Origin of the sequence: Ornithinibacillus salinisoli (assembly GCF_042684965.1) — a bacterium.
In the GTDB taxonomy this organism is placed as follows: domain Bacteria; phylum Bacillota; class Bacilli; order Bacillales; family Amphibacillaceae; genus Ornithinibacillus; species Ornithinibacillus salinisoli.
This window is the reverse complement of sequence record NZ_JBHUMI010000045.1, coordinates 12,079-34,512: the sequence shown is the minus strand read 5'-3', so window position 1 is coordinate 34,512 and position 22,434 is coordinate 12,079. Positions and strand designations below refer to the sequence as shown.

Genomic DNA, 22,434 nt, shown 5'->3' with positions numbered 1-22,434 from the left:
AAAAGGAGATTAGGACTTTCTAATCTCCTTTTAAACTTCCACCATCTTTACTGTAATTAGTTTAAAATCTTCTTCACTTATTTCTAAATGTCCGTATCGAAAAGGATAACCCCAACTCTTCTTATTTTTAATGAAAGAGAGGTGTGGGATGAGTGGATGAATGGGTGTTTGAGTACAACTTATAAAATCTATATTTCTTCTGAAAGGTAAGAAACCATTTCCCATATCAAACTGAAAAATATTATCATCGAGAACTTTCCCTAAAGCAGTAAACTTTCGAAGCGGAGTAGTTTCCGAATAACCTTCCTTTGAAGAATAATAAATGATCCAATCACCAGTATTCATCTTTTTTAACGGCCCCTCTTTTCCATGACAAAGTTGAGCAAATCCACCATGGACTCCCTTCATTACATGGTCACGAGAAGCAACACCAATCCAATATCTTGTACATTTTTGCATTGAATCAACACCCACAATTATTAGTTACATTATCATTATAGGTTGATTTTGAAACAGGAAAGTTCATTTCTTTCCATGCCGTAATACCCCCGGTTAACTCTTTTACATTATAACCATTCTCCAATAAAAATTTTGCTACTTTGGCAGCAGTATTGCACCAGACATCCCAGCAATAAACAATAATTTCTTTATCTTTTGGTATCTCATCTAAATGATTTTTTAATTCTTGTTCTGGTATAACATTAGCATCCTTAATTATAATATTTCTTAAATTTTTAGGACCGTTTCTTACATCCAATAAGAAATATTTCTCAGGATTCATTTTCATAGATCTTAAATAATCCATGGGACTTATTGTTGCATTTAGACGTGCATTAAAATATTCAAGTGCATTCATATCATTACCTCCTGGTATCTAAAGTGAACTCCAAATTTTTATAAGTATGTCCTTCAGTATATGCTTTTCTTGTTTGTTTAAAGGGGATAAAACTTCTGATTCTGTATTTGTTAATAACCCCCAGCAAGTTTCCAATACATTATTACCTTTTTCGGTGATCATAAGGCTGTAGGCTCTTCGGTCGTTTGGATTTTTAGTTCTCTCAACAAAGCCTAATGTTTCTAAATGATCGACATGACTCACCATAGTTGTCCGATCTATTTGCAGCCTTTCAGAGATGTCTTTTTGTGATGAGTAAGGATTTTCCATAATAAATAAAAGTACTCCATATTGTCTAGCATCGATATTAAATGGGGTTAGTGTTTCTGCAAACTTATTTTCCATTTGTTGTAGAACTTTTCCAAACAAGAATCCATAAGATTGACTTAATTTGTTCAATAAAACTCACCTCCTCAATTATCAGCTTAATATATAATCAGTTTAACTGATTAATATCCGGAAGGCAAGTATCTAAGTACTAAAAAGGTGTCAGTTCCCAATTAATAAAAGTTTTAATGATGTGGAAGTCGGCTAATAGAAGTTCGTTATGTAATAAAATAAAGCTATTCATCAATTACTACTCATGAAATTTCTTCATTTTTAGGAGGCGTAACATTGAAAATAAAAACATCATCTTATCACGATAAAGAAGTAAAGAAACTAGTGAAAGAACATCAACAAAATCAAAAGTTAAATTCATCAGAATTAGGTAACTTATATGCTAATTATTTGGTTTGTTTTATTGTATCTTTGAACATCACCTTCAAGTATGAAAGATGACAAAATAAAAGAGTATCTCGAATTTGCATTAAAAACCTCAAAAAAACATTTAAACATGTTGAAGAGATTTACACAAAAGACAATATCCCTATTCTTCACGGATTTACAGGGATGATGTCGATTTGATAGCTCCCGACTGTTTTCCGACAGACTTATGATGTATTACAAATCACCTTTTAGTTCAACTACGATTGGTTATATGGTCAAATGAAATACTTTTTTTATTGATTCCAAACCCTATACTGTCCATAAAACACTCCTTCTAACTTAGTATTTCTTGTGCATCTAACCTTCCCATTGGACTGTTGCCCTCTTTATTTTATTATTGCTCTATTTAAAAAGAGCCTAAATAGTAACCCCCAAGAAAAACTGTCACAATTAATATAAAGTGAATAATTGCCCAACCTAGTTTACCAAACTTTAAAAACTCAATATTAATAGGTTTTCTAAAATTATTAGGTATTATACTTCCTCCAATCCATTCAAAGAGCAAGAAAAATATCCACCACCAAGTATAAGAATCCCAAAAATCCCATTTAAAATTATATTCGATTATCCTTGTATTTGTTAATGCCCACGTTTCCCAAAACATACCTACATGAACGATTGTAGAATAAAAGGGGATTTTCCATCCCCAGTGGTCAGGGCTATAACGTACTGCTAACAGAACCATTATTGGAAAAGTTAATGTAATTGTAGTTAAGGGCATAACTAGTATTTTCGGGAATAACACATATGGAAATGAATAGAAATTCAACTTAACAAAGATGTAGCAAAGTATGTTACCAACTAAAGCAGATAAGATAAATAAGATACCATATTTTTTCCAATTTAATCTCAAAAAGTAAATGAGAAAAATCAAACCAATCAAAAATCCGAAAATGTAAATAATTGACTCAACATTAAAACCAATATTTATATAGTTCTTGAACATTCTATCACCTTTTCTTTATGTATAATTAATACTGATATTATCTGTAATATTATTTACTTTTATTATAGAGTCAGGATACCCCGAAAAATGGGATAGATACATAGAACTAGAGGTATTCTGATGCATTAGGAGGTCATGTTATAAATCAAATTAAGGTACCTTAGAAAGTGGCGAAACCTTCTTTCGTGAGTCTTTAGAAGACAGTCGTGAAATTATAAAATGTCCATTATTTTAATTTTTAAATAAGTAAATTGCTTGACTTTTGCTTTGAAACTTTATACAACGCTAGTGCAAAAGAATAATATTTGTGGATAATGCACTTAAAGTAAAGGATGCAATCTTCAAATTACGTATGGATAATATTACATCTAATATTTATGATGTATCGTCACAAATTAACCTGAAGACTTATAACTATAAGGAGGAAGTATCTCGTATGTTTTATCACGTTAAAGAACTTCAATATGATGCAAAGCCAAGTCAACCAGATCCTGTATATGCAAAAAAGTTACAAGAAATATTAGGCGGGCAATATGGCGAAATGTCTGTCATGATGCAATATCTTTTTCAAGGATGGAATTGTCGTGCAGAAGGAAAGTATCGTGATATGATACTTGACATTGCAACAGAAGAAATTGCTCATGTGGAAATGATTGCAACCATGATTGCTCAATTGTTGGATGGTGCACCTGTCCATGACCAGGAACAAGGAGCTAAAGACCCAGCGGTTGAAGCTGTTCTAGGTGGAATGAATCCTCAGCATGCAATTGTAAATGGACTAGGAGCACAACCTAACGACAGTGTAGGATACCCTTGGACTGCACGCTATACTATTGCTAGTGGAAATTTACTTGCAGATTTCAGAGCAAATCTCAATGCCGAGTCTCAAGGGAGACTTCAAGTATGCAGGCTATATGAAATGACAACAGACCCTGGAGTAAGAGACATGCTTTCTTTCTTAATTGCTCGAGATACCATGCATCAAAATCAGTGGATGGCAGCTATAGAAGAGTTAGAGCAAACTCAAGGAGCAATTGTACCAAGTACGTTTAACCAAGAATTTGAAAAACAAGAAGTTTCTTATTCTTTCATGAATTTTTCTGAGGGAGAGGAAAGCAAAACAGGAAGATGGGCAAATGGACCAACTCTAGATGGCCAGGCTAACTTTGAATATATTCAAAATCCAAAAGCAATGGGACAAAAGCCACAATTGCAGCCAGGACCTAAATTTATTCATGGAACCCCGCCATTAGATTTGAGAATAGAACGCGGATCAGGAAAGATGGATCCTGCTCACAACAACAATCAACCACTTCAATAAAAATCATAAGTTGAATTAAAAAGAAAAGTTTATTTAGTGCGACTTAAAAAATGTTAAACCGTTTTACCCCTTTAGAAATAACTTGTCTAAAGGGGAGTTTTGATATTTAACATATTAGCTTCTTCTTCATGAAAACCAGATAAAAATCTAGAACCTTAAAGCACCGGTTACATTGGAAATAGAAACTAAAGAAGGTGATAGGAAGCCAATAAGATAAAGCTATGTTTAATGTAGAGGCTATCACTAAAACCTATATGATCTAGTACTCTATTATTGTAGTTTATTTTGCTGTTTTATATCATACTTTATCATTTAATGAATACATAAAATGTTATAATTATAGTAAGTAGTTTTATAAGAAGATAGATACGATGTAAATTAAAATCGACATTTTATATATTCAATCAGAGGACAGAAAAACAAAAACAGATGTTAGATTGTTAATGAAAGTTAGGATGTATGAAGTTTGTTTAGCTAATAAACAAAAAAATTAATGAAAATTATTTCATTGTGCTGAATAGGATTAAGAGAGTGATAATGCAAATAAGGTTAAACAATAATTGAGGTGAATAAAGAAATGAAAAGTGTCTTGATGAAGTATATGACTAAATACACATCACTTAATGAAGAGGAACAACGTAGGATTATAGACGAATTAACGATTAAGGAATATAAAAAAGGAACAATCCTCCATAGACAAGGAGATGTCCCTAAGAAATGTTATTTTGTATTGAAGGGATGCATAAGGCAGTATGCTATTGACGAAATGGGAAAAGAGGTTACTTCTAACTTCTATACAGAAGAGCAGGCCATAACAATTTTTAATCATGATAAGCTAGATAAATTATCATCGTACACCTACACATGTCTTGAAGACTCGATTTTGGTTGTAGGTGACCTTGATACGGAAGAAAAAATGTACAATCAATATAATCAGTTGGAAGCAATGACACGCAAAATGATGGAGGAAATCTTTGGTCAAGTACAAGACGACTTCGCAGCATTTATCGGGTCTACACCAGAAGAACGTTATAAATCACTAAAAATGAAAAGACCTCATTTAATCAATCGGGTTCCTCAGCATCAACTCGCAAGTTATCTTGGGATGACTCCAGAGTCTTTAAGCAGAATTAAAAAGCGAGTACACAAAGAAATTAATTAAGCAGATATTTCGTCACTTAGTGATTTTCCTCCTTTGAATAATAACCATATCCCAAAGCCTAATTCTCCAACAATCATAGGCAAAGTAAATACATTCTCTAATATTGTAATGATTCTTTCATATTGTGGTAGAAATGTAATACATAGATGAATGACAATATATCCAAAAGAAGCAACTAATAACAAGATACTTATAATTTTAGGCAAATTGGAAGATGTGAAAGCTATATAACCTACAATCAGTAAATGCCCACCAAAAATAATCAAGCCCATATTCCAAATTGCGTTAAAAGCGTTTAATAATAGCATCACAATTAGTGCAAGTTGCTCATTACTCAATAACGATATATAGTCTGTGCTTTTCGTAAGTAACAACACAACGATTAAATTTAGTATGGCAATTGCTAAAATACTTGTATAGATAAGACGGAACCAAGCACCGAGCAACGAAAGATATTTGTTAAAAGGCTTTAGAAAAATATAGAACCCCCAAGCAACCACTATATCTGTTAGTAAGATAATGAGCCATCCAAAGATTCCGACTTTGAAAAGAGTTTGTGATGTCATCATGTTGTTAAGTGTAGCGTTTGCATCACCCTCCACCAAGATACTTTCATGGACAAAACCAGCAGAGAAAGACGCAGCAATTGCCATGATGAGTAGTGATATACCTGTGATCACTGCGATTTTTCTCTGATCCGTTAATTTATTATTAGGAACTAACATATTTATAATCCTCCCTTAATTATTTGAATTTATTTGATTATACAAGGAGCGATGTATCCGTTCATTGACTTAAATCAATGAGCTAGGAAAAAAACAGTGATATAACAAATACATAAGGTCTAGTTTTGTACACTGGTTGTTGTAAATGGTTTCTGAAAACGTTGGAATTCTGTTGGAACCAATTTTTTTGTTAAACCTGAATTACTCGGGTGTACTAGAGAATGAGTTCTACAAATAAATGTTAGTTATTTGAGGAGGAATTTGTGTGCGAGCAATAACGTATGGAAGATACGGAACACCAGATGTTTTTGAATTGAAAGAGGTGGATAAACCGATACCTAAGGATAATCAAGTACTAGTAAAAGTACATGCTTCATCTATCAATTATGGCAACTTAGTACTATTGAAAGGAAAACCTTTCTTAGCCCGGTTTGCTTTTGGTCTATTAAAGCCTAAACATTCCATACCAGGTGGTGATGTTGCAGGAAAAGTGGAAGCTGTCGGTCGGAATGTGACGCAATTTCAACCAGGTGATGAGGTATATGGTGATCTAGCCAGTAGTGGTTGGGGAGCTTTTGCGGAGTATGTTTCTGTTCCTGAAACCGCATTGGCGCAAAAGCCGACTAATATTTCGTACGAAGAAGCTGCTAGTGTACCGATGGCAGGGGTCACTGCCTTACAGGGTATACGAGATAAAGGAGAAATTCAATCGGGACAACAGGTCTTGATTCATGGAGCATCTGGAGGAGTGGGGACTTTTGCAGTACAAATTGCCAAATCCTTTGGTGCTGAGGTGACTGGTGTTTGTAGTACTAGAAATATAGACATTCTACGTTCCATTGGAGCAGATTATATTATTGATTATACGAATGAGAAATTTACTGAAAACCCCAAAAAATATGATCTTATACTAGCTATAAATGGATATCAACCAATTTTAGCGTATAAGCGTGCCCTGAAGCCCAAAGGAAAGTATGTCATGATTGGGGGCTCCGGCAGTCAAATGACGGAGGCTATGATATTTGGGCCTTTGCTCTCCATGACTGGCAACAAGAAAATAGTTAATCTATTACAACGGCCCAACCAAGAAGATTTAGTATTCATGAAAGAACTTATTGAAGCAGGAAAAGTGAAGCCTGTTATTGATAGAAGATATAAGTTGGATGAAGTTCCTGAGAGTTTCAACTATTTTGGAGAAGGTCACTCTCAAGGGAAAATAGTAATTACTGTTTAGATAGGTTTATTTGAATTTTATAATAAGATATATTTCCCTGGACTATTAAATATATTATCCGATACTTCTATTATTTAATACTATGGGAAACTGTATCAATTTGATTTAGGTAGGGATAGTCGATTATTTAATGAAATGTTAAAATAAGGTAGAAGGGATACTGTTTACTAATGGTATCCATATTTTTTTGTCTTTATTACAGAGTTGATTAATTCTTAGGGAATATTATGGAGAACAGTAAATTCTGTTTTTTTGGAAAGAGGGTGTCTTATGGAGGTATTACAATTTATTATAATTATCTTAGTTGCTTCCATACTTCAAACAAGTACAGGGTTTGGTTTTTCCATTTTGGCTACTCCTTTTCTTCTTTTACTTTTTGAACCAACTGAGGCAATTCAAATAAATTTAGTTTTATCTCTTGTTATATCTATTGCATTAATAATGAAAATTAGAAATGATATTGATTTTGGAATCCTTAAAAGACTTGTAATAGGAAGTGCGACGGGTTTACCAATAGGTATTGCTGTCTTCTTGTTAATGGATATAAATAGATTAAAGTTTGGAGTAAGTCTTATTGTATTAATCTTAACAATCATGCTTATTCTTAAGTTTCGAATTAGCCAAAATCAGAAGAGAGACTTGTTTGTAGGTGGACTGTCAGGTTCACTCACAACAAGTATAGGTATGCCCGGTCCACCATTATTATTATACTTTTCTGGAACAGATACTCAAAAAGCAAAATTAAGAGGTACTACACTTGCTTTTTATTTGTGGATTTACTTTATTAGTTTAATTGTCCAGGTGATTTTTGCAGGAACGAATCAGACTATATGGATTTCAAGTGGATTGGCTTTACCGATAGTATTGTTAGGTTTATTTTTGGGACAGTTGTTATTTAAGTGGATTAACCAAAATGTTTTTCGTATTTTTACATATGTGATTTTATTATTTACAGGATTCCTTTTGCTAGTAGAGAGTTTGAGATGATGCATTAATGTGACGGAATTACAGGTCAATTATCGCTGTGTAACTGCCTAAAATGTTAAGAAGTGCAACACTAATGCAACGCTCTTTTAAAAAGATGCTCAACATACTAATCCTTTGATGGGGGTAGGGAAATCCTATCCCCTATTTAATTTTCCACAAAATAATGTAATGAAAGACCTGAGGGACAGGTTCACCGGTCCAATCAGTGATCTATAAACATTTGGACCGTGGTGCCTGTCCCTGTAGTTCGTTAGAAACAGAAACTAAAGAAGGTATAAGTAAGACTGAATATACACTTACTGAACATGATGAAGGTACTGTGTTTACAGTAGAGGTATCACTAATACCTTCTAATTGGTATTATAAGTTGATGAATAATATGTTTAAATGGTCATTTAAGTATGTTTATGATGATCAGTTTAACAATTTTATAGAATATGTATATAACCATGAATACAAAATTGATGAAGATCAAAGTAAGACATCTCATTGAGGTGTTTTTTTTATATACAAGGCTGGGATATAACTAGTCAAGAATAACCGAAAAATAGTTCCGGTTAACGTGCTTTGATAATCGGATGATGTGCTTTTCTCAAGTCCCTATCCTTATTCATTTCACGCAAATTAGCCTTCAGATGGTACCACATCAATTTTACGCTTTCCGTAGAAGGGTTATATTTGGAAAGGATGGAAAACCTGGCTTTTGAAGCGTTAGTGGAACGATTTTAATCCAATAAACTTATAAATCACCTGGTAATTTAATCTCAAGTATTAGTAGCGAAGATTGAATAAAGGTTATCAATTACATATACACACATGTGTATATTAAGGTTATGTTGATAATTTTTAATAATTAGAAAATTAAATTGAAGAGAGATAGCTAAAATGATATTATGAAAGAATATAAAAGAAGGAGTTTAGTAATGAAAAAAGTATATGCATTAATTGGTGGCTTTTTGATATTCATTGTCGCAGTTTATTTATTTTCGGGCAATCAAGGAAACGGAAACCGAGAAGTATACGCTGAAAAAGAAAAGCCAAAGGAAAGTGAAGACATTATTGACGAGATTATAACAGAAAAAGAGAAAGATACAGAGAAATTGACTGGCGAATATATAAAAATTATTAGACAAATTCAAGATTATAAATTTCCAACAAATGGAGTTGTAAAAGAGGATAAGACTACAGTTTACTATGATAATGGGTACGACTTGTTCAAAAACGGAATGGGATTTGCTGTAGCATATGATCCTAACATTGGTCCTGCTGAGCCAACCAAAGAACAATATATACCGGTAATCGTTGGATTAATTCACTCGACATATAACGAAGAAATTCATGATTGGGAAGATGTTAATGCTATAAGCCGATATATAGAAGAAGCACTCGAACAACTGGATCAAGCAAAAGTCTATGCTGAGGAATACCCGCCTTTTTCAGATTGGTTAGATGAAACAATCGGTTACTTGAATAAAGCTAAAGGGATAGTACCTAATATCGAAGCAAAAGTACCGTTTAGGAAAGCATTAACTAATATAGAAAATTTTGTTGAGGCGAAAGAAATAGCTGAAGAATAAAAAACTTCAAAGAATTTTTATCAGTCACAGAGAAAACCACCAGCTCACACTGGTGGTTTTGATTCTAAAGTTCAATAATAAGCACTCTGGATGCTCGTAAAAGGATATAATAGGAAGGAGGTTCGTTTTCAGTTGCTAAGTTATCTATGAATAATACCTCAATTGCGGCTTTGTTATATAAACTGCATACTTATTAGCATTAATAATTTTTGTTTTACCATTAACCCTTTAGAAGCATCCCTTCATGAACAACTTCAATTTTTATACCCTCCATATCTTTCATAATATCCCTCCTAGTTAACTATAATAATATGCACTTAATATTTATCAATTGTTACACCTATTACAGAAGCCCTTATAATATCTAATTCCTGAAACCTCTCTAATTCTTTTGGTGTTCCGCTAATTATCGCACCAATAATTTTTGAATCTATAAATGAATTTTCAAAGTAAGGACTCCGTTCCGAAACCGGGAATCCTTTAGCATTTTGTGCATTAATAACTTTATTTGTATCTTTTTCTAGGTTTGGAGATTGATCCTGTTTTTGTAATGGTGAATGTTCCCATAACCAATCTACATTTTCATATCCTAATACCTCGCCTAGTTGACCCAATTCCATTGGTTCATAAAAAGAAAGCGCAACCTCTATTAATTTATTTTCACTCTCTAATCCAGTTGCTATATCTAGCTCCTGAGGTAGATAACTATATTCAGTACTTGGATCATAGAAATCAATGAATCGTTCATTATTCAGTTGATTATATCGGATTACTCTATTTGCTTCTTCATTAAAATGATTTAACTCAACCCTTCCGCTTCCGAGATCCGTAGTTTCTACGTTTCCAAATATCGGATACTTTTTAGTTACAATGTCCCAAACGATTTTTCTATCGCCAATTTTTTTGTAAAAGGTTGTTTTACTTGTTGAACTAAATAAGTCATGTTCATACATAGTGCTGTATTCAAGAATACCTGCCCCTATATTTGATTCGATGTATAACTCGGTTAACTTTCTATCTTCCTTTTGGATTTTTTTATCGATAAGATACCTACTTCCACTAAAAATTACTATCATACTAACAGTTATAGTAATGAGAGAAATAAGTATGTATAAAATAAATTGTTTTCTTCTTGTTTTATTGATCGATTTTTGGAATGCAGAACTGCTTACGAAGTCTTTGTCTGAGTTTTGTTCAGGACCGTTTTTATCAGTCATAATTAGCCTCCTCATACAACTTTATATATTTTTTTCTAGCCCGGAATAAATTCATCTTAACGGAGCTCTGGCTTATTCCCAATAGTTTAGATATTTCAATATATGATAAATCTGACTCGTACTTTAAAAGAAGGAGTTCCGAAAAAAGTGGCTTCATCTTAGATAGCAACTTGTAAAATTCCTCTGTGCGCTCTTGTGCTAGTATAATAAGTTCTGGCAAATCCATAGATTTATCCTCAATCATCTTTTCCTCGTAATTAAAAATGTATCTTTTATTTTTTCGACATTGATCATAGTAATAATTTAGGGCTACTCGAATTAACCAACTACGAACTTTAGAAGATTGTATAGAATCGGTAAAACTTAGATATTTGTATGCTGTTTCTTGAACTACATCTTCAGCGTCTCTGTACGGTACACCTTTCTTAATTAAGAATCGGAAGACTATATTAAGTTCCCTGTTCAGTTCCTCGTTTTTTATTTTCTCTTTCATTGTCCCTCCCCCTGTGTTAAAAAGACGTTTAAATCCAAAAAAAGTTTACAAATATAGAATGAATCATTTAATATTTCTTCCATACTGAATTTAAAACAATCATTTTTTAACTAAATCTTAAGAACTCATCAATTATATTGCAGAAACCATTATCTATTAAATTACTTATAAAAGAAACCGTTAAATAAATCTTTTTCCAAGGTTCTTATTCCCACATGTATAGATTAACAATGAATTGCTATATCATTAAACTTTCTGCCGATCTACCATCTTTTAGTTCATCATCAAATACATGCGTATACATCATAGTAGTTTCTATTGACTCATGGCCAAGTTTTTTCCTTTAGATCACAAGTGATAAGTTTTGGTATTCAACGAAACCAGGATAAAATAACTTGAAGGGTAGGAACTATAAATTTCCACAAAATAATGTAACATTTTATTTAATTTAGACACTTACATAATGAAGGCCTACGAAAGGAGTTAAATAATTGGATGAGTTTAAACAGTTATACATCAAATACGAAAAACAGATTTATAAATATTTATTCTATTTATCTGGAGACAAATTCATTGCTGAGGAATTGACACAAGAAACATTTTTTCAAGCCTTTAAAACCATTCATCGTTTTAAGGGACGTAGTAAAATTTCTACTTGGCTATTTCAAATTGCCAAATTTACTTATTATAGTTATTTGAAGAAAAATAAGAAAGTTGAATGGGTAACTGATACAGATACATTTGAAAATGAAATTTTAAATAAGGAAACTCCAGAGGTTATTTACGAAAAAAAAGAAGAATCGATTTATGTGTTACATGCTTTAAAAAAGCTAAAACAACCACAACAAGAAATAATTATTTTGCGTTTCTATAACGAATTGAGTTTTAAAGAAATTGGAGAAATATTTAATCAGTCTGATACATGGGCCAGGGTTAATTTTTATAGAGCGAAAAATAAACTGTCTTCAATTATTTATGGAGGTGAAGAGGCATGAGGAAAAATTGTGATATGATAAGAGACTTAATCCCTATGTATGTAGAAAATCTTACTAGTGAAGATAGTAATCAATATATTAAGGAGCATCTTAATTCTTGTGAAGACTGCATGAATTATCTTAATAATGTTGAAAGAGATTTACCTAATAATGATCTACTAGATGTTGATACGGATATAAATGACCAGAAGCTAATGAAAGGGATCAAACGCAGAATAAATAAAATGAAGTTCATGGCTATTTTAATTGGTGTTCTTGTTGGGGTCGGTGTATCCTTGATGTTCTTTAATATTGCTTTAGTGTCAGTGGTCTTATTGATTGGTTTGCTGGTTTTCTTAGTAAAAACTAGGAAAGAAGTAAATTTTGAAAAAAGAGGACTTAACATAGTAATCTTTGTTTTGAGTTTCATTTCTTTAGTCATCTCTTTAAAGGTGTTTTGGAACATCGCGATATATGTTGATGATTTTGGTGCCTCTCCAGTGGCTGTATATGGTGGTGACTTCTGGCTTTATATGGCATGGTTGCGTTTAGCACTACTTGCAATTATTACTTTCATCTCTGGAATGAAGCTATTTAGTAAATAAGATAAAGGAACGTTGGACTTCATCGTGAAACGGGTACAACGTTTTCTAACGGAAGCTCTATGACAGACAATACATTTTTTTGATCATATTTTCTCAGCTTTCGTGGATAACGATTTCCAAAATAGCAGGTTAAATTGCCATATGAACTATCCACATACTAAACAATGCAAATAGCAAAAAAGCTTGAGGAAATTTTCAATCCTCAAGTTTTTTGATTTTATTGTAGCATGTTAGTTATTTAATTTAACCCCCGTTAATGGAATCGCTAATTAAATAAGCTCCAATAAATTTTCGATTTCTCGTTACAATAAAAACCTTCTAATTGACACGAATTAACCAATTGGTCTACTGTAAGCTTGTCTGTGCACAACAATATAATAAATTCTACAAAAATAACGTTATCCTTTCTTGAATTGACGCCCCTAGCGCAATAAGTAAACTATGCCATTAGATAATCAAAAATAATGCCAAAAAGTATTATCCCAACACCTATTGTAAAATGAACCTTTTTTTCATTCACATCTGTTTTCTCTAAAATAGTAAAAATGATGCCAATTAAACCAATAAAAACAGCACTCCTAATAAAGGAAGAAGTATTCACGAGAAAGAGGTTTGGAATCTTTTGGATAATCCCCGATATAACTCCTATAATCCCTAGTATCAAAGGTATTCTTAATTTCCAATACATTTAGGTCAAGCCGCCTTTCTTTACCGCATTAAGTTAACTACGAAAGTCCAATTCTCTTGTTTCACATTACTGCCCTTTAGCTGAAAATCATAACTAAATTTTAACATTAACTTCCATTGGGTCCACACGAATTGTTATAAAAATTATTTTATTCAGCTATTTGGAAATGATGTTGATAAAATAATTTAGGAGTGAACGAATTGTTTTTATCCGAAGCAGCAAAATCTTATAAGGCAGATAGAAAGATTTAAGGATATTCTGCTCAAACATTAAATGCCTATAACCTACAATCAAAGTTGCTAATTAATCACTTTGGATACATAAAAATAAAAGAAATTACGCCCCAACAATTAAAGAATTTAATAGCAGAATAGAGTAATAACTTAAAGCCCTTCAGTTTATCTCATCGTATTAGATTTATTCACTCCCTATTTAGGTGGGTAAATGAAGAATATGCGTTGCTCCTCTTAACCTATTGCCCTCGTTAGTGGAAGAACGGTTATTATTTTATTCCTACTACCTTCCCACCAATTTCATCAGTATCGATAGGTCCAAAAATTGTGCTATCGATACTTCGTGGACCATTATCTCCTAAAACGAATAATTGGTTATTAGAGAGTTTAAATTCTTCCATATTTCTTGAGAAATATTCCTCATAAAATTCTGTATTATAAGCATTATCTTTTGTTCCCGTAACGTCTAAGAACTTTTTTGCAACATCTAGGAATTCTTCCTTGGTTAAACCTGACCTTAAAGACTTGCCATAAAACGTATCTAATTTCTTATTATCAATGAACACTTGACCATCTTTTATTTTAATTGATTCACCTGGTAGTGCTATTATTCTTGCGATGTTATATTCGGAAGGCGTTGCGTTTGAGTATTCTTCATTTAGTTCAGGAGTTTTATAGTAAACAACTTCTCCCCTTTGAAAAGAATTCTCTTTGTAAAAGCCTTCATTGATTACGATAGTTCCCTCATATTCATGATTACCTCTATCCATACTGTCCGATAGGTGTTCAACCACTAGATAAGAAGATACATCATCAATTTGTTTCGGTTCTTCTGGTGTACTGTTATCAGTTATGGATTGACATCCGAACAATACAAACAAAAAGGGAAAACAAACCAGCCATTTTTTCAATATCACATACCTCCTAAACATATTAAATTTTACATTATTCACCAATCCTGCTTGTTATTTGAAGAACTTAATATTCGAAATCTTTAACTATACTTTAACATAAAATGGTATCAAACCTTGATTTTTTTAATGTGATTCATCATTTGACATACCAATAAGAAACTAAAATAGCACCCCTAATCAAACGGCGACAATATCTATTGTCCAGACGCTATTAAGGATGCTAATTCATATGCCATTTACAATGTTCTCCGCGAAAACTGAACTACTTTATTTTCAATGTTGTCCTTTTATCGTGACTTTATTTTGAATTTTCTAATGTTACACTTAGGGCATTATGTTATATTGTCTAGGAAGATCATGAATCCCGATACATAGCTAAAAAAAGAGAAATACTTCTTGTGTAGAGGCGAATGAAAATGAATATCCAGATTTAATTTTAGGTTAATATTGTAAACCTTTCTACACTTCATACGTCTTATATACATAAGGGGAGGGGCCATGGAAGACAAAACAAAAAATGATGAATTAAATAGTGAACTAAATATTGTTTATCGTTACTTAGTGAAAAAAGGTGTTCCGCACATTGATGCAGAAGATGCAGTGCAAGAAACAGCATATAAATATCTTAGATTTTCTGACTCTATACGTTCCTCTAAAGTACGAAGTTGGCTAATCCGAGTAGCATTAAACCATTATTATGATCAATGTCGGAAAAATAAAAAATACCTATTTAATAATGAAGAAAGAATTATTAAAGAGAAAACAGATGAGCATCCGGAACTTATTATGATTAAAAAAGAAAGTGCCATGGAAATACATAAATTACTCTCCAGGCTGAAGCCGCTTTATTCAGAACTACTTCTTTTAAAATATGAGTCTGATTTATCATATGTTGAAATATCCCAACTACTCGGTATAAACACAAATTCTGTAAAAACAAATTTATTTCGAGCGAGAAAAAAATTGATGAAATTATATAAGGAGGACCATGATGGACGAGAATAAACAACCAGGACAAAGCCAAGAGAAAGATTTTGTCAGTGGAGCTGAATTTCAAAAGACTGTTAGAAAAACTAAATTGAAACAACTTGGTCTCTATATACTTATTTCCATCTTATCCATTGGTATTTTAATTGCAATTATAAGTATTGGTGGACAATTTATTATTAATAAGAAGATAGAAGAAGAGCTATCAAAAACCCCCATCCCTTTCTTAAGTGACGAACCGGTAAAAGGAGCAGGTATAGAAAGTGATGAAGTATTCACTGCTCCTGGTTTTCTAAGTGTAGAAAGTAAAATCACTTATTATAAGAAGGTGGGGGATCGAAGGATTGTGTGGGATATTAAGAGAAAGAAATATCCCATTGTTGGTGATGCCAAAGTAATAAGTAATGAGTTTCCTAGGGTTGAAACGTATCTCGTAGGAGGTGAAGAAAGAACTGTTCGATATAATCACCTAAACAATGAAAGACAAATTGACTTCTATTATCCTGTGATAGGTTATAATATCTTGCCTCAAGAACTAGAGATTGCTACAGGTTTAGATGAAAATACTTTAATTGAGGTTGCCTTATCGTTTCATGAAGCACTGTCACCAAAGGAATTAGGTGAACGATTAGGCTATAAGAATGTGGGTTGGTTATGGATTGATCAGACTAGTGAAGAAGAAATTCAAGAATTGAAGAAACACGAGTATGATTTTGATAAGGTTTTGTATGGAGAAAAGGCCTATGGTATCTCAATTTCTGGGGAAACTCCATACCCTGAATTCGTGTCAAATGAATATAAAATAAGTGGTGCTGTTATTAGTGGGACACCTCAAGAACTAGAAAGATTTCAGGACATAGAAGAAATCAGGACATCTGTGATAGGATTAACGATTGATAAATATTAAATTGGAAAGTAGAAATCGTAACGTTGGAATTATAAAGGGGGAAATATTATCAATTACGTTTATCATATGGTTCCCAAAACAATGGTAGGTGAAAAGCTATTCCCACTAAACCAGTTAAAGACAACACAAGCAATTTTATATTTCGAGTATGTAAAGAAATATAATGACCATCCTGCACGGAGAAAATTACTTGAAAGAAAAATACCAAAACTGAATTGTTTGTGGAATGATGTTATTCATTTTTTACCACTGCACCCAACTTTGGTTTACAACGCATTAAAAGAAGTCGGTGTTAACATCAATGGAGATAAGAAATTTTACAAGATACCAATCACAAATCTGCAAGATAATAAAAATGTAATTTATATATACAATAAAGAGAATTATCAGGGTCCCGATGCAGAAATAGTAAATGAAACTATTCATTTGCTTGATATAAACAAATATGAAGAGATAGCTACGATTCCATCTGATACTATCTCTTATTATGAGGAGGAACATATAAATGGAAAACGATTTGGAATGTTTCAGTTTATCCCCCACATTTTTAGTTTAGGTAAGGTGAATATCTCGAATGCTGAGGTAGTCTCTTGGGGAGACAAAACTAATTAAAGAGTGCAGAAATAAAACGGCGATCTTTAAATGTATGTCTTATTTTTGTGAAAAAAACTATACATATGGAATATTATATTAGTATCGAATTTATGGAGGTAATAATATACAAAAGGATTGTGAAGAAGGATTAAAAGTAAAGAAAACGAATTTAATAGTAAAAATGACATAAATAAGGAGGGGGTTCTACGTGGATTTTAAAGTGGTTTGGGATAATGAGGAACTATATGGTTGTGAGTATCTTAAAATAGGGGAAACTGTTGAAAATTCACTCCTTGCTCAAGGTACAGTTATTTATGTAGATAAAGAGAAGGCAGAAGCTTATAATACGAGTTATACGATTGAATTAGATAAACAATGGCGCACTAGGAAGTTTAGTATTATGGTTGATAGCTTATCTACTCTGGAATTACATTCTGATGGAAAAGGAAACTGGTATAATACTAAAGGAGATTCAATTGATAAACTTAAAGGGGCAATTGATATAGATATATCGTCTACCCCTTTTTCAAACTCTTTACCTATTAATAGGATTAATTGGAGTATTAATCAAATAGAACATTTTCATATGGTGTACATATCAGTCCCATCTTTAGAAACGAAAAAGGTTCCTCAATCTTATCAGTACATTCGTAATGAAGGTGAGTTCAGATATTTCAACTACCGCTGCTATAATTATGAAACAATCATTTGTGTAGACTCAAATGGTTTAGTTGTTGATTATCCAAATGTTTTTAGCAGGAGATTTTAAGCTCAGGATATTCACTATATTATTACTTTGACAAATGAGTACTTTAATAGAAGAAGTAATTATAAGAACAATGAAAAGAAGCTTGGACCATCACCAAGCTTCTTTTCACGATGTACATGTGATTTAACATTTGCCACCCCAAAGCAAAGGAATCCGTTAGCAAATGACCCTTTTTAAAAGGCTCTACATACTATTCCTTTCCTTACGTAAAAGATATAAAAAGTATGGAGCACCGATAACTGCTATGACAATTCCGACTGGTATCTCTTTTGGAGGAATTAATCCTCTGCCAATAGAGTCTGCGACTAATACTAACAAAGAACCGATCAGAGCAGACACAGGAAGTGAATATTTATGCTTAATACCGACTAATTTTCTTGCCATATGTGGAGCGATTAAACCTACAAAGCCAATCGATCCGACCGCTGCGACACATGCGGCAGCTAAAGCAACTGCAATGGTTAACATAAGTAATCTGACACGTGTAACACGTTCACCCAATCCTTGCGCTATATCATCTCCAAGGTTTAATATATCTAGTTTTATAGCTAAGATAATCGATAACGGCAATAAAACAATGATCCACGGAAGTGTTCCGAAGATATGCTCCCAACTACTAGACCATAAACTTCCCGTTAGCCAGATTAAAGCAGCGTTTATTTCAAGAGGATACTTAATCATGAAGTATTGTATTCCAGCATGGCATAATGCACCTAATGCAACCCCACCTAAAGCCAAAGTAGTTGGTTGAACGCCTTGTTTATATACGAGAACAAAAAGAATTAACGCAACTAACATTGCGCCAGCAAATGCTGCAATAGGAAGAACAATGCTTGGTGCTTTTGGAAATAATATGATAACAATGATAGCGGCAAGTCCGGCACCCTTCGTAATTCCGATTACATCAGGAGATGCCAAAGGATTTCGAACAAGTCCTTGTAAGATAGTACCTGATACAGCTAACCCAGATCCGATTAGTATCGCTAATACAATTCTTGGTATTCGAAAGCTTTCTATAATAAATGTATCCATTTCCGCGCCTGTTCCCATTAGAACAGCAAGTACATCCCACGGTTTTATAAATACTGCTCCAATACCCGTACTTATAATAGATACTAAAATGATAAGAATAGGTAAAAAAACTAATAGTCTTTTCGGAGTCAGTATTTTCCCTCTTGAGGTCACTGGATTTTTCTTATTTTTTGTCATGATAGTTTCTTCCTCCTTTTTATGAGATAGAAGAAGAAAGGAGCACCTAATATCGCTGTTACAATTCCAACAGGAGACTCATAAGGGAAAGCAATAAACCGAGCAATGATGTCTGCATAAACGAGTAAAATTGCCCCAAATAAAGCGGAAAAAGGCAACACCAAACGATAATCTACACCTACAAGATATCTAGTGATATGAGGAATTATTAGTCCTACAAAACCAATTGGTCCTGCAATAGAAACGGATGCCCCTGCTAAGATGACAACTAAGACACCTGAAAATAGTCGGATTAGTCCAATATGCTGTCCTAGCCCCCGGGCCACATTATCTCCAAGACTTAGTACACTGATCGATTTTGCAAGAATCAAAGAACCAAGTAATCCTAAAATTGTCCATGGTACTATAGTTTTAACGTCCTGCCAGCTTTTACTATCAAGAGCTCCAGCTAACCAGAAAAGAACTCCTTCTGTTGTATGCTCATTAAATATAATAAGTCCTTCCGTTAAGGCGGATAAAAAGAAGTGAATAGTAATTCCAGCTAATGCTAATTTTACAGGTGTCATGCCGCCAGATGAACCTAAATAATAAACTAACAATCCACCAATTGCAGCTCCCAAAAATGCAAAGTATACAACGGAACTTGGAGACATTCCACTAAAGAACACCGCACACAAGACGACAAAAAAGGAAGCACCAGAGTTGATCCCAAATATTTGAGGAGAAGCAAGGGGATTCCTAGTAATCGCTTGCATAATTGCACCTGCAACGGCTAGGTTCGCACCAATTAAACATGCGATGACTGCTCTTGGTAAGCGGATTGTCTGAACAAATAAGTGCTCTTTTGACAACTCACTAATAAAGAAAGACTCTATTATATGGGAAAAATGCACTTCTGCCATCCCAATAGAAATACTAAGCATAACTCCTATCGTAAGAATGATAATGCCTATGATAAAAAGAAGTCCTAAAAAGATAGGGCGTTTCTTAGCGCTTTTAAAATTTTTCTGTACAGAGACATTCATAATTAGAATCACTTCCTTGATTACCCATAAGAAATATCGATTTCACTTTATAATGAAAAAAGCAGCTAAGTTTAACTTACTGCTTTTTCATGTCATGTTAACCTAAGAAAAGCTATTAATCTTATTTTTACTTATATAGATGATTTATAGTTTCTTCTACTATTAGCTCAGCAGCGATCAATCCACGGAAACGTGACCACTCGTTTTGATCCACGTCATAAACATGACCATTTTTAACCGCACTGATTTCTTGCCATAATGGATTATCTTTCCACTCACTAACAATTGTTTCACCACCAGATGTCATAAAGAATAATACATCGGGGTTATGTTCTACAAGTGTTTCTAGATCAATTTTATTGGTAGCATCTTCAATCCCTGAGCCTTGAACGGCGTTTGTGAATCCTAATGTTTCTAGTAGGGATCCGGTATAAGAAGTAGAGGAGTGAGCATGAAATCCACTGTCTGTTACGACTGCTGGTAAAATGGTACGGCTTTCATTTTCTGGTACTTTAGACTTTAGCTCATTCATAGTATTTTCGTGTTCTGCTAAACGTTGCTCAGCCTTCTCTGTTTCACCTAGAGCTTCTGCGATAACAGAAAACGAAGCAACATTTTCTTCGTAATTTGAACTTAGACTAGATAATACAATAGTTGGTGCAATTTCACTTAATTTGTCATAGACATCTTTATGTCTATTTATATCAGCAATGATTAAGTCTGGTTGTAAACTACTAATAATTTCGACACTTGGTTCTTTTCTTGTCCCTACGGAAGTATATTCTCCAATTTGTTCAGCAATTGGACCGATAATACGCTCTGAATCGCCATCATCTGCAATACCAATCGGTGTAATGCCTAGAGAAGCTAAAGAATCAACGAAGGAGTATTCTAACACAACGATACGTTCAGGCTTACCGCTAATTGGTGTTTCCCCCATTTCATGAGAGATGACTCTTTCTTCACCGGATTCTTCCGTTGAGTCATTACCGTTACTGTCACTTGAACCACAAGCAGAAATGATAAAAGCCAACATTGCTACTACTATTATAGACCAAAGAGAAGATGTTTTTTTCATGGACAAATACCTCTTTCCTTATGTATTTTTTTGATATTGATATTCATTCTCAATTATAAGTCGTATATTATATTACGTGGATAATTAAGAACTGTCAATGTATTTTTAAGGGATGTATCAAAGAATGGATTTATCTAGCTTAAAAGGTGTGGAAAATGTTAGCTAAAGCGTGCACATTAGAATACTTACCTGGTCTAGCAGGTAGAAAGATTTCGTTTAAAAGTCGAGGAGCTGCTTTGTTTACTTGTATTGTTTAATTTGTAATTGTGTTAATGTTAATAAAAAGATTAATAAAGGAGTTTAATATAATGATTGAGTTTTGGATAAAACTATTACCACTATTATCATTGATTGTACTTATATTACTTATATCCGATCATTTCCTCAGAAAGTGGCTAGAAATAAATAAGGATAATAAAAAAAGTTATGCAAACCGAATCCACTCATCAGGAATTTTATTAATAGTATTAATTTTTATCTTTATAATCAGCATCTATCATCATTTATCTACAGTCAACACTGGGAATTTACTTATAGTATTTATCATTGTCGCTAGTGGTTTCGATGCGTTCATGCAATGGAAATATCTCCATAATTCAAAAGAATATATCATAACGTTGACAAAAGGGATTCTTTTAATCATTATAGTCTTATTAACTATGCATTTTAACCTTCTTAAGCTCATATTTGAAAATTAGAATTTTTGGAAATAAAAGGAAGGTTTAGTTCAGGCGATAATCAACTTTTATAATAAACTGGTAGCCTAACAAATAAGAACTGCGCTAAAGTGTTGGAAACTATTCAACAAATAAGTGTAGTATTATTATTGCTCTAAACTTATACGAAATAACATAGACAAGATAAAGCTAAAAGGTGTAGCGAAATTATTTTAACTAATGATGTGTGAATGCGGTGTAATTTTAGATATTGGATAAACTGGTTCAAAATGGAATGAAATACACATAAAAGAACAACGAAATCTATAGTCACTGACCTTGAACATTAATCCCCTTGTAAGTATCTGACTACCTCCTGTATTTTATATATTCCTATGACCTTGTGGAAGAACTTCTCACTTTCTTATAAGCTATAAATAGTATAAAATTATCAGAGAAGTAGTAGATAT

At 33.0% G+C, this 22,434-nt stretch carries 26 protein-coding genes; 14 read left to right on the top strand and 12 right to left on the bottom strand.

Translation table 11 applies throughout. From position 1 onward, the window contains the following. Positions 1 to 30: 30 nt before the first annotated feature. The 3 genes from ACFSTA_RS20160 to ACFSTA_RS20150 are packed head-to-tail and all read right to left on the bottom strand — an operon-like array spanning position 31 to position 1,294. Entirely contained in the window at positions 31 to 459 is a 429-nt protein-coding gene (locus ACFSTA_RS20160; RefSeq protein WP_377558628.1) for an EVE domain-containing protein, read from the bottom strand. Positions 460 to 463: 4 nt separating this feature from the next. After that, positions 464 to 856: a rhodanese-like domain-containing protein gene (locus ACFSTA_RS20155; RefSeq protein ID WP_377558627.1), complete on the bottom strand. Its 393-nt coding sequence runs from the start codon at positions 854 to 856 to the stop codon at positions 464 to 466. Between the two features lie 18 nt (positions 857 to 874). Next, positions 875 to 1,294 carry a MarR family winged helix-turn-helix transcriptional regulator gene (locus ACFSTA_RS20150; protein WP_377558626.1) on the bottom strand — a complete coding sequence of 140 codons (420 nt, stop codon included), beginning with the start codon at positions 1,292 to 1,294 and terminating at the stop codon, positions 875 to 877. A 216-nt stretch (positions 1,295 to 1,510) separates the two neighbouring features. Here ACFSTA_RS20150 and ACFSTA_RS20145 point away from each other — a divergent pair, with 216 nt between their 5' ends. Then, a complete protein-coding gene (locus ACFSTA_RS20145; RefSeq protein WP_377558625.1) occupies positions 1,511 to 1,675 on the top strand; it encodes a hypothetical protein in 165 nt (54 codons plus the stop codon). A gap of 334 nt (positions 1,676 to 2,009) precedes the next feature. Here the strand turns inward: ACFSTA_RS20145 and ACFSTA_RS20140 are convergent, their stop codons facing one another. Continuing rightward, positions 2,010 to 2,609 (bottom strand): CBO0543 family protein, encoded by a 600-nt coding sequence (locus tag ACFSTA_RS20140; protein ID WP_377558624.1) that lies wholly within the window; start codon positions 2,607 to 2,609, stop codon positions 2,010 to 2,012. A gap of 436 nt (positions 2,610 to 3,045) precedes the next feature. Here ACFSTA_RS20140 and ACFSTA_RS20135 point away from each other — a divergent pair, with 436 nt between their 5' ends. Further along, on the top strand, positions 3,046 to 3,930 hold the full coding sequence (locus tag ACFSTA_RS20135; protein ID WP_377558670.1) for a manganese catalase family protein: 885 nt from the start codon (positions 3,046 to 3,048) through the stop codon (positions 3,928 to 3,930). 577 nt (positions 3,931 to 4,507) lie between these two features. After that, on the top strand, positions 4,508 to 5,092 hold the full coding sequence (locus ACFSTA_RS20130) for a Crp/Fnr family transcriptional regulator (RefSeq protein WP_377558623.1): 585 nt from the start codon (positions 4,508 to 4,510) through the stop codon (positions 5,090 to 5,092). On the opposite strand, the gene ACFSTA_RS20125 is transcribed toward ACFSTA_RS20130, so the two are convergent. Further along, positions 5,089 to 5,817, bottom strand: coding sequence for a DUF4386 domain-containing protein (locus ACFSTA_RS20125; RefSeq protein WP_377558622.1), 729 nt, complete (start codon positions 5,815 to 5,817; stop codon positions 5,089 to 5,091). The two genes, ACFSTA_RS20130 and ACFSTA_RS20125, sit on opposite strands and share 4 nt — an antisense overlap. A 265-nt stretch (positions 5,818 to 6,082) precedes the next feature. Here ACFSTA_RS20125 and ACFSTA_RS20120 point away from each other — a divergent pair, with 265 nt between their 5' ends. The 4 genes from ACFSTA_RS20120 to ACFSTA_RS20105 all read left to right on the top strand — a co-directional run bounded on the left by ACFSTA_RS20120 (position 6,083) and on the right by ACFSTA_RS20105 (position 9,615). Then, positions 6,083 to 7,051: an NAD(P)-dependent alcohol dehydrogenase gene (locus tag ACFSTA_RS20120; protein WP_377558621.1), complete on the top strand. Its 969-nt coding sequence runs from the start codon at positions 6,083 to 6,085 to the stop codon at positions 7,049 to 7,051. A 270-nt stretch (positions 7,052 to 7,321) separates the two neighbouring features. After that, positions 7,322 to 8,038 (top strand): sulfite exporter TauE/SafE family protein, encoded by a 717-nt coding sequence (locus tag ACFSTA_RS20115; RefSeq protein WP_377558620.1) that lies wholly within the window; start codon positions 7,322 to 7,324, stop codon positions 8,036 to 8,038. Positions 8,039 to 8,243: 205 nt separating this feature from the next. Further along, entirely contained in the window at positions 8,244 to 8,531 is a 288-nt protein-coding gene (locus ACFSTA_RS20110; protein WP_377558619.1) for a hypothetical protein, read from the top strand. A 430-nt stretch (positions 8,532 to 8,961) separates the two neighbouring features. Then, on the top strand, positions 8,962 to 9,615 hold the full coding sequence (locus ACFSTA_RS20105; protein WP_377558618.1) for a hypothetical protein: 654 nt from the start codon (positions 8,962 to 8,964) through the stop codon (positions 9,613 to 9,615). 317 nt (positions 9,616 to 9,932) lie between these two features. On the opposite strand, the gene ACFSTA_RS20100 is transcribed toward ACFSTA_RS20105, so the two are convergent. Then, positions 9,933 to 10,832: a hypothetical protein gene (locus tag ACFSTA_RS20100; RefSeq protein ID WP_377558617.1), complete on the bottom strand. Its 900-nt coding sequence runs from the start codon at positions 10,830 to 10,832 to the stop codon at positions 9,933 to 9,935. Then, positions 10,825 to 11,325 (bottom strand): RNA polymerase sigma factor, encoded by a 501-nt coding sequence (locus ACFSTA_RS20095; RefSeq protein ID WP_377558616.1) that lies wholly within the window; start codon positions 11,323 to 11,325, stop codon positions 10,825 to 10,827. Before ACFSTA_RS20095 ends, ACFSTA_RS20100 begins: the two co-directional genes overlap by 8 nt. A gap of 491 nt (positions 11,326 to 11,816) precedes the next feature. On the opposite strand from ACFSTA_RS20095, the gene ACFSTA_RS20090 reads away from it, so the two are divergent. Together ACFSTA_RS20090 and ACFSTA_RS20085 are read left to right on the top strand one after the other, a co-directional pair. Continuing rightward, entirely contained in the window at positions 11,817 to 12,320 is a 504-nt protein-coding gene (locus tag ACFSTA_RS20090) for an RNA polymerase sigma factor (RefSeq protein WP_377558615.1), read from the top strand. Further along, positions 12,317 to 12,904 (top strand): zf-HC2 domain-containing protein, encoded by a 588-nt coding sequence (locus ACFSTA_RS20085; protein ID WP_377558614.1) that lies wholly within the window; start codon positions 12,317 to 12,319, stop codon positions 12,902 to 12,904. The genes ACFSTA_RS20090 and ACFSTA_RS20085 overlap by 4 nt, the downstream gene beginning before the upstream one ends. A gap of 439 nt (positions 12,905 to 13,343) precedes the next feature. Here the strand turns inward: ACFSTA_RS20085 and ACFSTA_RS20080 are convergent, their stop codons facing one another. Then, the gene (locus ACFSTA_RS20080; protein ID WP_377558613.1) at positions 13,344 to 13,592 is read right to left on the bottom strand and encodes a hypothetical protein; all 249 of its coding nucleotides are present in this window, start codon (positions 13,590 to 13,592) and stop codon (positions 13,344 to 13,346) included. A gap of 502 nt (positions 13,593 to 14,094) precedes the next feature. Further along, positions 14,095 to 14,736 (bottom strand): signal peptidase I, encoded by a 642-nt coding sequence (gene lepB / locus ACFSTA_RS20075; protein WP_377558612.1) that lies wholly within the window; start codon positions 14,734 to 14,736, stop codon positions 14,095 to 14,097. A 501-nt stretch (positions 14,737 to 15,237) separates the two neighbouring features. Between lepB and ACFSTA_RS20070 the strand changes: the two genes are divergently transcribed. From ACFSTA_RS20070 to ACFSTA_RS20055, 4 genes are all read left to right on the top strand, one after another. Then, positions 15,238 to 15,744, top strand: a complete 507-nt coding sequence (locus ACFSTA_RS20070; protein ID WP_377558611.1) for an RNA polymerase sigma factor — start codon at positions 15,238 to 15,240, stop codon at positions 15,742 to 15,744. Next, a complete protein-coding gene (locus ACFSTA_RS20065) occupies positions 15,731 to 16,633 on the top strand; it encodes a hypothetical protein (protein ID WP_377558610.1) in 903 nt (300 codons plus the stop codon). Before ACFSTA_RS20070 ends, ACFSTA_RS20065 begins: the two co-directional genes overlap by 14 nt. A 48-nt stretch (positions 16,634 to 16,681) precedes the next feature. Then, positions 16,682 to 17,245, top strand: coding sequence for a group-specific protein (locus tag ACFSTA_RS20060; RefSeq protein WP_377558669.1), 564 nt, complete (start codon positions 16,682 to 16,684; stop codon positions 17,243 to 17,245). Positions 17,246 to 17,435: 190 nt separating this feature from the next. Next, entirely contained in the window at positions 17,436 to 17,996 is a 561-nt protein-coding gene (locus ACFSTA_RS20055) for a putative glycolipid-binding domain-containing protein (protein ID WP_377558609.1), read from the top strand. A gap of 183 nt (positions 17,997 to 18,179) precedes the next feature. Here the strand turns inward: ACFSTA_RS20055 and ACFSTA_RS20050 are convergent, their stop codons facing one another. The 3 genes from ACFSTA_RS20050 to ACFSTA_RS20040 form a co-directional block, all read right to left on the bottom strand. Next, a complete protein-coding gene (locus ACFSTA_RS20050; protein ID WP_377558608.1) occupies positions 18,180 to 19,205 on the bottom strand; it encodes a FecCD family ABC transporter permease in 1,026 nt (341 codons plus the stop codon). Next, positions 19,202 to 20,230 carry a FecCD family ABC transporter permease gene (locus ACFSTA_RS20045; RefSeq protein WP_377558607.1) on the bottom strand — a complete coding sequence of 343 codons (1,029 nt, stop codon included), beginning with the start codon at positions 20,228 to 20,230 and terminating at the stop codon, positions 19,202 to 19,204. The genes ACFSTA_RS20050 and ACFSTA_RS20045 overlap by 4 nt, the downstream gene beginning before the upstream one ends. A gap of 127 nt (positions 20,231 to 20,357) precedes the next feature. After that, positions 20,358 to 21,308 (bottom strand): ABC transporter substrate-binding protein, encoded by a 951-nt coding sequence (locus ACFSTA_RS20040; protein ID WP_377558606.1) that lies wholly within the window; start codon positions 21,306 to 21,308, stop codon positions 20,358 to 20,360. 308 nt (positions 21,309 to 21,616) lie between these two features. Here ACFSTA_RS20040 and ACFSTA_RS20035 point away from each other — a divergent pair, with 308 nt between their 5' ends. Further along, positions 21,617 to 22,006 carry a DUF4181 domain-containing protein gene (locus tag ACFSTA_RS20035; protein WP_377558605.1) on the top strand — a complete coding sequence of 130 codons (390 nt, stop codon included), beginning with the start codon at positions 21,617 to 21,619 and terminating at the stop codon, positions 22,004 to 22,006. Positions 22,007 to 22,434: the final 428 nt, after the last annotated feature.